The sequence below is a fragment of the Streptomyces laurentii genome (assembly GCF_040635425.1).
GTDB lineage: Bacteria > Actinomycetota > Actinomycetes > Streptomycetales > Streptomycetaceae > Streptomyces > Streptomyces laurentii.
Window position 1 is genome coordinate 1 of the sequence record NZ_JBEYHT010000032.1, and the last position, 13,686, is coordinate 13,686.

Annotated in this window: 11 protein-coding genes; 1 reads left to right on the top strand and 10 read right to left on the bottom strand. The window is 71.1% G+C overall.

The genetic code is table 11. From position 1 onward, the window contains the following. Positions 1-200 precede the first annotated feature (200 nt). From cysD to ABZ693_RS20345, 8 genes are all read right to left on the bottom strand, one after another. Positions 201-1,142, bottom strand: coding sequence for a sulfate adenylyltransferase subunit CysD (cysD, locus tag ABZ693_RS20310; protein ID WP_359878979.1), 942 nt, complete (start codon positions 1,140-1,142; stop codon positions 201-203). A gap of 6 nt (positions 1,143-1,148) precedes the next feature. Further along, the gene (locus ABZ693_RS20315; protein WP_359878982.1) at positions 1,149-2,519 is read right to left on the bottom strand and encodes a sulfotransferase family protein; all 1,371 of its coding nucleotides are present in this window, start codon (positions 2,517-2,519) and stop codon (positions 1,149-1,151) included. 6 nt (positions 2,520-2,525) lie between these two features. Continuing rightward, entirely contained in the window at positions 2,526-4,517 is a 1,992-nt protein-coding gene (locus ABZ693_RS20320) for a methyltransferase domain-containing protein (protein ID WP_359878985.1), read from the bottom strand. Then, positions 4,510-4,983: a rubrerythrin family protein gene (locus tag ABZ693_RS20325; RefSeq protein WP_359878989.1), complete on the bottom strand. Its 474-nt coding sequence runs from the start codon at positions 4,981-4,983 to the stop codon at positions 4,510-4,512. The genes ABZ693_RS20320 and ABZ693_RS20325 overlap by 8 nt, the downstream gene beginning before the upstream one ends. A 58-nt stretch (positions 4,984-5,041) precedes the next feature. After that, positions 5,042-5,794: a class I SAM-dependent methyltransferase gene (locus ABZ693_RS20330; protein ID WP_359878991.1), complete on the bottom strand. Its 753-nt coding sequence runs from the start codon at positions 5,792-5,794 to the stop codon at positions 5,042-5,044. Positions 5,795-5,804: 10 nt separating this feature from the next. Next, positions 5,805-6,857 carry a sulfotransferase family protein gene (locus tag ABZ693_RS20335; protein WP_359878994.1) on the bottom strand — a complete coding sequence of 351 codons (1,053 nt, stop codon included), beginning with the start codon at positions 6,855-6,857 and terminating at the stop codon, positions 5,805-5,807. Then, positions 6,854-8,455, bottom strand: coding sequence for a B12-binding domain-containing radical SAM protein (locus ABZ693_RS20340; RefSeq protein WP_359878997.1), 1,602 nt, complete (start codon positions 8,453-8,455; stop codon positions 6,854-6,856). The genes ABZ693_RS20335 and ABZ693_RS20340 overlap by 4 nt, the downstream gene beginning before the upstream one ends. Positions 8,456-8,709: 254 nt before the next feature. Next, positions 8,710-9,645 carry a ParB/RepB/Spo0J family partition protein gene (locus ABZ693_RS20345; RefSeq protein ID WP_359879000.1) on the bottom strand — a complete coding sequence of 312 codons (936 nt, stop codon included), beginning with the start codon at positions 9,643-9,645 and terminating at the stop codon, positions 8,710-8,712. 379 nt (positions 9,646-10,024) lie between these two features. On the opposite strand from ABZ693_RS20345, the gene ABZ693_RS20350 reads away from it, so the two are divergent. Next, positions 10,025-11,167, top strand: coding sequence for a sulfatase (locus tag ABZ693_RS20350; RefSeq protein WP_359879002.1), 1,143 nt, complete (start codon positions 10,025-10,027; stop codon positions 11,165-11,167). 20 nt (positions 11,168-11,187) lie between these two features. Here the strand turns inward: ABZ693_RS20350 and ABZ693_RS20355 are convergent, their stop codons facing one another. Both ABZ693_RS20355 and ABZ693_RS20360 read right to left on the bottom strand, forming a co-directional pair. Next, positions 11,188-12,174 carry a dimethylarginine dimethylaminohydrolase family protein gene (locus tag ABZ693_RS20355; protein ID WP_359879004.1) on the bottom strand — a complete coding sequence of 329 codons (987 nt, stop codon included), beginning with the start codon at positions 12,172-12,174 and terminating at the stop codon, positions 11,188-11,190. A 14-nt stretch (positions 12,175-12,188) separates the two neighbouring features. After that, a complete protein-coding gene (locus tag ABZ693_RS20360) occupies positions 12,189-13,610 on the bottom strand; it encodes a sulfatase-like hydrolase/transferase (protein WP_359879006.1) in 1,422 nt (473 codons plus the stop codon). Between the last annotated feature and the right edge of the window lie 76 nt (positions 13,611-13,686).

Genomic DNA, 13,686 nt, shown 5'->3' on the forward strand with positions numbered 1-13,686 from the left:
CCGCCCTGCCGCTCGCGGCCGGGGGGGCCTGGGGGGGCGGGCCGGCCCGGGGTGCCCCGGACGCGGCCGCCCCGGGGGGAAGGAACTCCCCGGGGCCGCCGGCTTCCGGCGTACGCGTCCGACCGGGCCGACCGGGCCGACCGGGCCGGCCCGACCGGCAGCGCCTGGTCGCACCCGACCGGCACCGCCACCGCCACCGCTCAGAAGTACCCCTCGCGCTTACGGTCCTCCATGGCCGCCTCGGACAGCTTGTCGTCGGCGCGGGTCGCACCCCGCTCGGTGAGGCGGGACACGGCGATCTCGGCGATCACCTGGTCCAGGGTCACCGCGTCGGAGTCGATCGCGCCGGTACAGGACATGTCGCCGACGGTGCGGTAGCGGATCCGCCGCCGCTCGACCGGCTCGCCCGCCCGCGGCCCGCCCCAGTCACCGGCCGTCAGCCACATGCCGTCGCGGCGGAACACCTCGCGGACGTGGGCGAAGTAGATCTCCGGCAACTCGATGCTCTCGCGCCGGATGTACTGCCAGACGTCCAGCTCGGTCCAGTTGGACAGCGGGAACACGCGCACGTGCTCCCCGGGGGCGTGCCGGCCGTTGTACAGCTGCCACAGCTCGGGCCGCTGGCGGCGCGGGTCCCACTGCGAGAACGCGTCCCGTAGAGAGAACACCCGTTCCTTGGCGCGGGCCTTCTCCTCGTCGCGCCGCCCGCCGCCGAAGACCGCGTCGTACTTCCGCTGCCGGATCGTCTCGGTCAGCGGCAGCGTCTGCAGCGGATTGCGGGTGCCGTCCGGCCGCTCGCGCAGCGCGCCCGCGTCGATGTACTCCTGGACGGAGGCGACGTGCAGCCGCAGTCCGTGCTTCTCGACGGCGCGGTCGCGGTAGGCGAGGACCTCGGGGAAGTTGTGCCCGGTGTCCACGTGCAGCAGTCCGAACGGCACCGGCGCCGGGGTGAACGCCTTCAGCGCCAGGTGCAGCATGACGATGGAGTCCTTGCCGCCGGAGAACAGGAGCACCGGGTTCTCGAACTCGCCCGCCACCTCCCGGACGATGTGCACCGCCTCGGACTCGAGGGCGTCCAGATGCGACCAGGCGGCCGGCGGGCCCGACCCCGTCGCGTCACCGGCCGGCGGCTGTGGGGACACGGGCCCTCAGATCCATTCCGCTTCGTCGGTGTAGCCGAGGCGCTCGGCCACTTCCTTGTCCTCCGGTCCCAGGGCGGCCCGGATCGCGTCGGCGCGGTCCCGCCACCGGCCCGCCCGCGGCGGGGCGGTGGCGACCACCGGACCGATCCCGTCATGGGCAGCCCGCCGGAACGCGCCGTCGAACGGGATGCCGAGCCGGTCGGCCAGCCGCTCGAAGCACGCGACGCGCCCGGCGGCCGTACCGATCAGGTCCTCGAAGCGTACGGTGATCCGCTCGACCGGGCCGTCGGCGCCGTGCGGTTCGTCGAGTACCGCCCGATGCGCGCTGCGCCACTGGAAGGCGCACACGTCGAGCAGCGGAGCCCGGGTGAACTCCTGCCATCCGTACGGCAGATCGAACTTCCACCACCAGCGGTTCTCCGGGTGCCGGTCCACGTATCCGTCGATCCCGAGCGGTCGGGACATCCGGTGCGCGTGGAACCCGTGGTGCAGCCAGCCGTCGTGGAGCCCGTTGACGGCGGCGGCGGGATTACGGGTGAGGTGGACGATACGGAACCGGGCCCGCGGGAACAGCGCCCGCAGGAAGCCGAACCGGTAGGCGTTGCTGGGGGTCTTGACCACCAGAGGCCGGGTCGCGGCGTCGTGCGCCGTCGCCGGACGCCAGGGGCGGGGCAGGATGAACGGGGGCTCCTCGATGAGCGTCCCGCCGGGCACGGCGGTGGACCGGGTGTCCGCCGTCTCGGCGCGAAGCAGCCGGGCGGGCAGGTCGTAACACCACGGATTGAACGGCAGCCCAAGCCTGGTCAGTTCGGTGAGGAGCGTAAGGAAATAGCTTTCAGGGCAGGGCAGTACGGCTCCGGACGCCGGCGATTCGGCCCTCAGCCGGGCCAGGACGGACCCGGCGGTCCGCGCCAACACCACTGGATCCACCGGGACATCGGGCCACTGCATGACGAGCCGGGCGGCCACGTCCGTCACGAACCGCTCGTCGTCACGCGGGTCGCCCCAGGGCGCGGGCGACCCGATGTCATGGGCGAGTTCGGTGTCGAGAAGCGTGCGCCGGTCCGGGGCGAGACCGGCCAGATGACCCGCGTCGAGCCGGTCGCAGTCCCCACTGTCGGGAGCTCCCAGCCCTGTCATGCGCAGAAACGGATTGATCTCGCCCTGCATGTGGAGCAGGGCCTCCGACGCGCGCAGGGTCTCCGCGACCATGCTCGACCCGCCGCGCGAGCTGGAGGCCAGCACCACCACGTCCCGGATCCGGCCGGTCAGCCCCTCCGTCGCCGGAGGGCGCAGTCCGCGCGCCGCGGCCAGCCGTCCGTCCAGGTCCGGCCGCGGCGCCGAGGCCCCCGTACGAGTGGGGGCGTGGGGGCTCATCCGAGGTCACCCGGCCTTCCTGAGCGAATAGACGCACCAGCGCCACTGATCGCGGATCGACCCGTCGGACAGGATCTCGAAGGGATGGACCTCACGCACCTCCTTGGGTGCCTCCCGGAACAGCCGCTGGATCTCCCGGCGGTGGGACGGCGAGGTCTCGTGGGTGTCGATCCACCGGTCGATGGACTCCCACAGGAGGTACTCCCGCATCTCCAGGCCGCCGAAGCCGGCGCCGAGCAGCAGCTCCCGGAACTCCCGCTCGCTGAACATCTGGTGCAGGAGGGGCTGTTTCTTCTTGAAGACGCGGTACATCCAGTACGCGTCCTCGTCGGCGTACGGGACGATCTGGCCGACGATGAACTGCCCGCCGGGGCGCAGCACCCGGAAGATCTCGGACAGCGGCCGCTCCGGCTGGGGCAGCAGATGCAGCACCTCGCGGGTGACCACCAGGTCGAAGCTGGCGTCCGCGTACGGCAGGTCGTACACCGTGCCCTGGTCGACCCGGTCGAGCCGGGTGGAGGCGAGCGCGACCATCTCCGGCGTGAGGTCGAGGCCGACGCTCTCGCCGACCCGGTCCTTGAAGGCCCCGCCGACCACGCCGCTGCCGCAGCACACGTCCAGCATCCTGGCGTCCTTCGGCACGTCGCACAGCGCGGCGTGCCGGGCGAGCAGCCCGTCGTCGGTGAGCCAGGCGCAGGAGTCGTGCCAGTCGCGGGACCGGGTGCCGAACTGGCGCTGGTAGACGCCGTAGTCGATGGAGAGTTCACGCTGCTGGAAGCGGGCGGTACGGCCGGCCATCCGGGCGGCCGTCCGGGCCCGGCTGGCGTCCAGCGCGCGGGCGACGACCCGGCGGCCGAGCTCGTCGTCGGCCGCGAGCCGGCGGCCGAACTCCGCCTCCGCCCGCTCCTGGACGAACCGGCCGGCCTCCGGGCTCTGCAGCCGTTTCTTCGTCTGCCCGTCGAACCGGGGATCGTCCATGCGCAGGGAGACGATCGCGGTGAGCCCTTCGAGGATGTCGACCGTGTTGATCCGCTCCCCGGTCCGCGGGTCGAGCAGGCCGCGCTCGGTCGCGTACCGGTTGATGGCGGCCGCGAGGGCCACCCGCAGACCGTCGACGTGCGCGCCGCCCTGGTCGGTGCGGACGCCGTTGACGAAGGCCCGGATCTCCTCCGCGTACCCCTCCGTCCACTGGAACGCGAGGTCGAAGGAGGCCTGGTGGGTGGCGGCGGAGACGACCACCGGCTCGGGGTGCACGGTGGTGGCGTTCCGGTTGTGATGGGCCAGGAAGGCGCGCACGCCGCCGTCGAAGCGGAAGTCGGCCCGCTCGCCGGTGCGTTCGTCCGAGAAGTGCAGGGCCAGACCGGGGTGGAGGAAGGCGATCTCCTCAAGCCGGGTGGTGATCGTCGGCGCGGAGAACTCGACGGTGTCGAAGATCTTCGGATCGGGCCGGAACGTGACGGCGGTGCCCCGCCGGCCGTCCGGCGCGGCCTCGGCCGGGCCGGTGGCGAGGTCGTCCTCCGGCTCGCCCCGGGTGAATTCCTGCCAGTGGTGCCGCGCGCCGCGCCAGACGTCCAGGCGCAGCCGCTCGGAGAGCGCGTTGACGCAGGACAGGCCGACGCCGTGCAGACCCGCCGAGCGCGTGTAGGCGGCCCCGGCGAACTTGCCGCCCGCGTGGAGCGTGGTCAGCACGACCTCGCAGGCCGGCCGCCCGGACTCCGGGTGCGGATCGACCGGGATGCCCCGGCCGTCGTCCCGTACGCAGACCGCGCCGTCGGCCTGGACGGTGACCGTCACCGTCGTACAGTGGCCGGCCTCCGCCTCGTCGACGGCGTTGTCGAGCACCTCGTACAGCAGGTGGTGCAGGCCGTCCGCGTTCGTCGAGCCGATGTACATCGACGGGGTGCGCCGTACGGCCTGAAGGCCCGTGAACACGACGATCGACGAGGCGTCGTACGCGGTCGCCGACCCGGTCGCCGGCGTCGTCAAGCGCTCAGTCATCGCTGCCTCCGTCGGCCGGCGCGCCGTCCCGGGGTCCGGGGGCGGACGGCGTGGTCACCGTGGTGAGCAGGGCGTCGAGCTTTCCGAGATGCGCGTGCTTGAGGGCGGCGAGGGTGGTGAGCCAGCTGGCCACGTCGGGGTGACCCTCCTCGTGGGCGCGCGCCGTGAGCCGGGGATAGACCTCGTTCGCCTCGGTCAGTGCCTCGGCGGCGGACGCGGCGAGGTTGAGGCGGGTCTCGCCGACCGTCTTCCGGGTGTGCGGATCGGCGATGTCCTGGAGGGCGTCGATGTGCCCGTGCGCGACGCACCCGATGCTCTCGGCCAGATCGCTGAAGAGCCGGGCGATCTCCCCATGGCCCTCGATCTCGGCCACCTGCGCGAAATAGGTGTACCGCTGGACGGACGCCGCCTCCGCGGCGAACACCGACCGCAGGCCGATCGCGAGGCCCTCACTCAGCTGTGCCATGGAACTCCTCGGTGGTGGTGCGTACGTGGCCAATGGACGAACGCGGACGGGGGCGGGGTCAGGGGCGGGGCTTGCGCCCGGCGGCGGCGACGAACAGCATCTGGTCCACGAAGCCGCCGTCCGACTCCTTGACCGCGTGCAGGGACAGGAAGCTCTCGGAGGCGTTGCGGTAGACCTCGCGGATGGCCTCCCGGCGGGACTCCTCGATGGCCCCGTTGTCGGACCAGACGTCGACGTCCTCGGCCGAGACGTACCGGTGCAGCGCGACGTCCGCGCATCCGGCGTCGCGCATCAGCGCCTCCAGGTCCGCGGGCAGGAAGAAGTGCCGCCGGACCGGGTTGCGCAGCCGTAGCACCTCGAAGTACTCGTCGCGGTCCAGCGGGCCGTAGGCGCACAGATTGACCAGGACGATCCGGCCGCCGGGCTTGAGCACCCGGACCATGGAGGCGACCGCGTCGGGCAGGGTCATGAACTGGATTCCCTGCCGGCACACCACGATGTCGAAGGTGCCGTCGGGGAAGGGCAGGTCCTCGGCGGGCGAGATCACCAGCCGGTCCAGATGGGGACGGGCCTGCTCGGCCATCTCCGGGGTGATGTCCACCCCGGTCACTTCCGCGACCCGCCCGGTGAACAGGCGGGAGACCAGACCGGTGCCACAGGCGACGTCGAGCACCCGGTCGGTGGCCGTCGGCCTCGTCAACTCCAGCACCAAGTCACCGAGTTCGGAGTCGGTGCACCAGGAGCTCGACCGGTCGTACGTGGCGGAACGGGCGGCGAAGTGGCCGGTCACGTCCTTCGGACTCGTGGTCACGGGAATCCCTTCATGCCGGGGACACGGACTTCCTCGGCGCCGGAACCGCCCGGCGCACCAGGGACTTCACCCGCAGCCACCGGACGTAGCCGTCCCTGGCGAGCCGCAGGCGGTGGTTCTCGTCCTGCCGCGCCGAGCGCAACTCGACGCGGGAGCGCAGCAGAGCCGACCGGAGGGCGACCGCCGGTGGCGACGGAACGGGTACGAGCCGCGCGCGCTCGTCGACCGGGTACCCGAGCCGCTTCTTGAGTGGCGCCGTCACCTTGTCGACGAGCAGGCGCTCCGTCGGCGACAGACCGGTCAGATGCGCCCCGACCCGCCCCGTGCTGATGGGCCGGCCGGCCAGCCGCCAGGACTCCGACAGCCGGGCCGTCCGGCGGGCCGCCGGCGAGGTGTGGTGCGCCAGCATCGCCGGCTCGAACTCCTCGCCGAGGAAGGCGCAGAGCGCGCGCAGTTCCTTCTCCGGCCGCTCCACCAGATCCTCGTAGCGCAGCAGATGGACGACGCCGGGGCCCCAGCGAGTGTGGGCGGCGATCGCCCGCTCCTGCTGGGTCCGCCACAACCGGGCCATCCGGTACGGGTGGCAGTGGCCGAACACGGCGGTCTTCGCCGAGCTGGCCACGTCCTGCGGATTCCTGACCAGCCAGACGAACCGGGCGGCGGGGAACTCGGCGAGCGCCTCGTCGACATGGTCCACCATGAAGGTGCTCTTGCAGCCCCAGCGCGCCTTGCCCTCGGCCGCCCGGTGCTGCTCGTAGATCGCGGCCACCACCCCGAACACCGTCGGGCCGGCCGAGGCCACCACCCGGTCGCGGTCGACGGGATGGGGCCACGGGTGGATGTGCCGGGCCAGCAGCCCGAGCGCGTCGTCCACCAGCCGCCGGCGGTTGCGCTCGACCGAGAGATCGCCGTAACCCGCCGCCAGCGGTGCCAGGAACCGCATGAAGTGCGGAGGGTGCGGCACCGTGATCCGCGAGTGGGCGTTCAGGATCAGCCGCAGCAGATTGGACCCCGACCGCTCCGTGCCGATGATGAAGACGGGACGCGCGCCGTCAGGGCTCATGGAGCGTCCGGGGACACCGTGTCCGCCATCTGCTTGGCCCCGCAGTCCATCAGGCTGCTGCCCGCGGCCGCCACCTCGGGATCCGCGCACTTGTCCAGGGTGAACCGGTCGGAGAGCGGGACCAGCGGGCCGGCCGCGGAGCTCCAGTCGGTACGCCACTTCGTCCCGCCGTAGGAGGTCGAGCGTTCCGAGCCGTCGTCGGGCTGCGGGTGGAAGTACTGGAAGTTCTCCGGGTAGTGCCGGAAGTCCATGACCGGGCCCGGCTGGTAGGCGTCGTAGATGCGCTTGTACGCGTCCCGGCAGGTCTGCTCCGGCAGCCCGCTGACGTTGAGGAACTCGTCCTCGTGCAGGGCCTGTTCGACCGACAGCCAGTTCAGGTGGTCGATCTCCGAGCGGATCGTCCCGGCGGCGACCGCCTGCTGGTAGACCGTGGTGCCGGGCATCGCCGACAGGTACTTCACGCGGGTGACGTGGTTGTACGTCTCGGCGAACTCCACCATGTGGCCCAGCGATTCCTCGCTCTCGTTGGGCAGCCCCACGATCAGCAGCGAGCCGAACCGGACGCCGGCGTCGAAGGTGGTGCGCATCGCCCGCACCGTCAGGTTCTCGCTGCTGCCCTTCCTGGCCTCGCGCAGCACGTCCTTGCCCAGCGACTCGACGCCGTAGAGGACGATGTCGCACCCGGAGTCGCGCATCGCGTTGATCCGCGGCTCGTCCATGTCGGCGCACCGCGTCAGACAGGTCCACCGGATGTCGTGGTCCTTGATGACGTCGCAGATCTCCAGGGTCTGCCCGCGGTGCGAGCTGAAGGTCAGATCGACGAAGAAGCTGAAGTCGATGTGGTACTGGCTCTTCAGCCAGGCCATGTCGCGGTCCATCTTCTCCGGCGACTTGGCCCTGACCTGGGGAGTCGTGCGGTAGCAGAAGGAACAGTCCATCTTGCAGCCGCGGCTGTACGAGGAGATGATCTGCGGCTGCAGGCCCATCGGGCTCTGCGCCTGCGGCCACAGGTCCAGCCGCATCCGGGGCAGCGCGTCCAGGTCCATCATCTGGCCGCGGGCGGGGGTGCGCTTGGCGCGGCCCTCGGGATCCCGGTAGCAGATGCCCTTGATCCTCGGCAGGTCCTCGCTCCAGCGGCCGGCGGCGTGACTTTCCATCAGCTCCAGGATGGTGAGTTCGCCCTCGCTGATGACCGCGATGTCGCAGGCGGTCTCCTCCATGAAGATGTGCGGCACCGAGGTGACCAGCGATCCGCCGCAGAGGATCGGCACCTCGGGCTCGGCCTCCTTGACCTTCGCCATCAGCTCCCGGCAGAAGGGGAAGTTGTCCTCGAAGGTGCACACCCCCAGGACGTCGGTCTGCCCGACGATCTGGTCGTACGCGGACTTCAGCGGGTCCAGGTCGTAGCGGACGTCGACGATCCGGACCGGATAGCCCGCGTTGTGCAGCACCGTCGAGATGTACGTGGCCCCCTCGTAGGGCGAGGTCAGGAAGAACTCCCAGCCGCGCGGCATGGTGAAAGGAGAAGGGCCGACGAGCAGAGTGAAACGCGGGAGGGACGGGTCCGTCGGGACCGGTGTGACGTCCTGCTGACGCATTTGATCGATGTACTGCCGGTCTGTCGCGTCATCGGCGTTCGCATACAGTTCCAACGCGAGGGATTTACGCGCCATGAACAAACCCTTTCAGGGTGAGAACGTGCGAGGGTGGATCGCTCCTGCGACTCGTATCTGTCGTACGCGCACCGGAAGATCACGGGAAAAGGTCACGGCCGCAGGGTGTTCCCCACCATGACACAGGGTGTTGAGGCCGTAAAGGGCCTCCCCGTCCGGGCGATACGGAGTGCGCGCCGTTAAACGTGGGTGACCCGCCTTTGGAGCCGTTCCGCGAACTCCTGCCACGATCGGGCGAAGTCCAGCGCCAGCGCGGCAATGGCGTCGGCCCGGTGGGGCGGCACATGGTCGATCAGTTTTGCCCAATTCTCATTGTCCAGGGCCTGCGCGGTGAGAAGCCGGAGCAGCATGCGTCCGGTGCCGGAGAAACGCATCGACGGATCCTGCCGGAGATTCCGCAGGGCCGTGTCCCGGTCCGGATACGGAGGCGGGCTCACGTGCGGGCAGACCCCGGCCCGCCGGCAGGACGCCTCCTGGTTCGCGCCCCCCGTGCCCGCACGGGGGGCGCGGCGATGGGCGGGCACCGGATCCTGGCCTTCGCGCAGCCGCTCGCGGACGTCGTGCGCGGTGCCCAGCGAGATGCCGGCCGCCTTGGCCACCGCCCGCAGCGAGGCGTCGGGGTTCGCCCGCATGATCCGGGCCGCGTGCCGGCGCCCGTCGCCGGAGTCGATGGGACGGACCCGGCCGTCCCGGCCGACACGGGCGTTCAACTGGGGACGGTCGGGGTTTGTACGCCTGCGGATGGCCGCTACCGTCTTCGGGGACAGCCCGGTGGAGGAGGCGATCGACCGGTCCGACAGTTGGGGGCTGTGCGTCACGATGCGCTCGGCGGCGGCGGTGCGGTCCGAGAGGCTGAGCGGCAGCCCGTGGGACACATTGGTGCTGACGGCGAGGATGAACGCGTCCGCGTCGGGCCCGTCGAAGAACCGGACCGCTATGTCCCGCTGGCCGCGCAGCGCCGCCACCCGCAGCCGGTGCATCCCGTCGATGACCCGCATGGTCTGACGGTGGACCAGGATGGGCGGCAGTTCGGCGTGCGAGGTCAGAAGCAACTCGATGTGCTCGATGCTTTCCCCCCGGAGCCGAGGAGAGTCGGCGTCGACCAGATCGGTCACCGGAATCAGGTGAACGTCATCCGAAGGTACGGGGGTGCGGTTCTCTTCACTCGCCACAAGATCCTCGAATCCTCGATTACGCAGGAATGGATCGCCCCGCACAGGATTACCGGCTGTCGGTGCAACGAGGGCCGCTGAATAGTCGATGTGCGCTGTGGGGGAGGTGTGCTGCATTCGATACGCGCGAGCCGGATGCAAACAGCTTCCTATCGCTTTTTCGCCCGGTCCACCACCGGGGAGGCAGACCGACCGTCGGATTCACGCCGCTCGGGTTCCGTCGCGGCCGCACCGTGTCGGACGTCTTGTCAGCTCCGCTCCCCGGCGGTAATCGCGCAGCGGCCCGGAGCGCCCCGGCCCCACGCGCCAGGAAGGAAGTCCCATGCGGAATGTGCTGCTCGTGTCCCTCGACACACTGCGCGCCGATGTCGCCTACTCGGGGAAGATGGCGGGTATCGAATCCCTGCGCTCGGCCGGGGTGACGTTTCGACAGGCCATCTCCTCCTCTCCTCTCACTCCGATCAGTCACGCCAGCGTGTTCACCGGACGGCAGCCCGCCGGACACGGCATCCGCCATCTGCTGCGGGAGACGCTGAACCCCGGGGTGACCACGCTCGCTGAGCAATTGCGCGCGGCCGGCTACGCCACCGGCGCCGTGGTCTCCTGCCCCGGGCTGAACCGCTGGTACGGCCTGGACCGGGGGTTCGACTTCTACGACGACGAGATCCCGAGACTCCCCGACGGCAGCGACCCGTTGACCGTCCCGGACGTCAAGCTGCGCGGCCTCGCTCTCAAGCGGGCGCCCCTGGTGACCGAACGGGCGGCAGCCTGGCTGTCCTCCCAGGGGGAGCGTCCGTTCTTCCTCTTCGCCCACTTCTTCGACGCCCACTGGCCATACGAGCCGCCCGAGGACGTGGGCGCCGACGTCGACAACCCGTACGAGGGAGAGGTGGCGTACAGCGACCACTACCTCCGCCGACTCCTCGGCCGGGTGGAGGAGTCGGGACACTCCCTCGACGACACGCTGGTGGTGCTCTTCTCCGACCACGGCGAGGACCTGGCCGGCTGGTACCCCAACGACCACGCGGGCGAGCTCGGGCATCCCTACGAGGAGGGCCACGGCTGTCTGCTGTTCGACACCACCCAGCACGTGCCGTTGATCGTGTGCGGCCCCGGGCTGCCGAGGGGCACGGAGATCACCAGTCAGGTCCGGCTGGTGGACATCGCCCCCACCGTGCTCGACCTGCTGGGGCTGCCGAAGATCGAGACGGACGGCGAGTCCCTGGCCGGTCACCTCGCCGCCGGGTCGGGGCCGTCCCGGCCGGCGTACAGCGAGACGTACTACCCGGAGGAGCGCCGTCAGTCGGGCGAGTACCCGGACCTGCTGCCGCTCAAGGCGGTGCGGCTCAGCGAGGAGGGGGACCGGCGGAAGGTGATCTGGCACGTCGGCGGCGAGGCGGTCGACGTGTACGACCTCCTCGCCGACCCCCATGAGCAGCGAGGAAAGCCACTGGTCGAAGGCTGAGCCGGGCGCGGGGTGCCGGGTCAGACCTCCCCGTCCGCCTCTCGGTGCAGGATTCCGGTGAGGCAGCCGAGCGCGCCCGCGGCCTTCACGTACTCGCCCACTCCCACCTCCGACACCTCGATGCCGGCCGTCTCCAGCCGGCGCCGGGTGCGGGGGCGGCCGGCGGGCATCAGCACGTGCCCGGGCCGCAGCGTCACCACGTTCAGGCTCCGGCCGCGCACCACTTCCTCGTCGGGCCCGAACTCCAGCAGGTCGTAGTCCAGCGCGCGTAGCAGGCCGCGCAGCCGGTCCCCGACCGCACGCGTGTTCAGCAGGGCCCGGCGGTGGTCGACGAGCATCAACGCGCCCAGCAGATGCTGGACACCGGGCCCGAGCGGCACCGGCACCACCTCGGCGCCCTGCTCGGCCAGCACCTCCCGGACGGCGCGGACGCCCGCCTCGTTGGTACGGAAGCCGCTGCCGACCAGGACGGTGCGCTCGTCCACCCAGAGCGCGTCGGCCCCTTCGAACGTGGCCTCGCCCCGGACGGTGTGCAGCACCGGGATGCCGGCCTCGGCCAGCGCCGCCGCCGCGTACCGCTCCTCGCCCGCCCGCTGCGCCGACGCGGTGCGCCCCAGCACGGCCCCCTCGGGCGTCACCAGGAACAGATCCCGCTGGAAGATCACGTTGGGCGGGCAGGAGGGCGGCGGGGCCGCCAGGCGTACGGTCACGCCGTGGGCGCGGTACGCCTCGGCCACCGCCTCCGTCTCGGCGCGCAGCCGCCCGAGATCGACCGGCTCGGTCATCAGGTGGGCGCGGGGGTCGTCGGCGACGGAGGCGAGGCTGTCCGGTGGCCGGGCGAGCAGGACCGCGCGCAGGGGCGCCACCTCGGAACGGTAGCCGCACCGCGACCAGATGCCGCCCGCCGCGACCTCGGCCCGGTGGCCGGCCGGGCGCGGCGTCCATCCGGTGCCGCCGAGGGTACTGGGCAGGGCCGGGGGAGAGGAGGCCCGGGAGTCCGTGGACATCGCTTCCCTCCCGCTCACACCGAGTAGCCCAGGGAGCGCAGTTGGGCTCGCATCTCCTCGGTGAAGGGCACCTGCTCCGGCCGGCGCAGCGCGCTGCGGTAGTCGTCGAGCATCGCCAGCAGGTCGGCCCCGTCGTCGTGCGGGTCACGGTGGGGCACCCGGGAGTCGTCGAACCGCTCCACCCAGGTGTGGTCCTGCCGGGCCGCCCGCTGGAACCCATCGGAGTAGTGCCGGAACATCCGTACCACCCGGCGGTCGCCGAGGTAGGCCGTGTGCCCGACGAGGAAGTGCGGGAGGGGCCCCGGCGGGCGGCCGCTCAACTGCCTTTCCTGGAAGGCGATGAAGTCGTTGAGCTCGGCGTTGTAGGACTCGGCGAGCGCGGGGGCGTCGCCGTCGGGCGCCTCCTTCCCCCGGACGACCCCGGCCAGCGACCTGCCGTCGAAGACACCGGTGGCGGGCGCCGGGACACCGGACAGCTCCATGACGGTGGGGGCGATGTCGACCGTCCGGATCCGCTGCTCGTGCGTTCCCGGGACGACGCCGTCCCCGGCGATGATCAGCGGGACCCGCAGCACCCCCTCCGCCATCGAGTTGAAGTGGCCGTTGGTCTGCTCGTCGAACTCCTCGCCGTGGTCGGCGAAGAGCACCAGGAGCATCCGCTTGCCGGTGGCCGCGACCCGCTCCCTCAGCCGCTCCAGGAACGAGGTCAGGCGAGTGGCGAGGAAGTGCTCGACACCGTCCAGGTAGAGCTGGAAGAGGCGGTCGTACTGCTTCTCCGCGTGCAGATGGGTGGCCACCCGCTTGTAGCGCATCAGCAGCTCGGTGTCCTCCGGGCCCCGGTAGCTCTCGACCAGCCGGTCGACGAACGGGAGCGCCTGCGGCAGTCCCTCCTCCAGCTCGGCGACCTTGGCCCGGTACGCGTCCCCGCCGAAGGTCAGATTGTGGAACCCGTACGGCAGGTGCACCGCACCGAAGTGGGCGCAGGCCAGGGTGGATTCGGCGGCCGCCACCGCGTCGATGAAGGCGTCGTCCTCCTCGACCAGGTAGGTGTCGACGTCCCGGGTGAAGCCGAGTTCGGGGCCGAGGATGATGGGGAAGTCGACCTTCAGGATCGTGCTGCGGCCGGCCCGGCGGCCATAGGTGAACACCGAAGGAGCGCGCAGTGACCCGTTATAGAATTCGTGCAGTCCGTTGTGCAACGGATATTGGCCGGTGAATATCGCGCCGTGCGAAGCGGCCGTGTACGGGGCGGCGCTGATGGTGTTCGGGAAATAGGCGCCGTCACGCGCGAGTTCGTCCAGAAGTGTGGTACGCACCGCGTGCGCGTTCTTGTATGTGTGCGGCCAGAGCGGATGCGGATGCGCCGACAGCGCGTCGCTGCGGAGCGTGTCGATCGAGATGAGGACGACGTGATCGTAGTGGCTGGAATCGTGCACGGTTGTCTTCGCCTCCGTGAGAGTGGCATGCGCTCGGGCAGGGGGCGTGCGGCCGCCCGGTGAGGTCCGCCGGCGG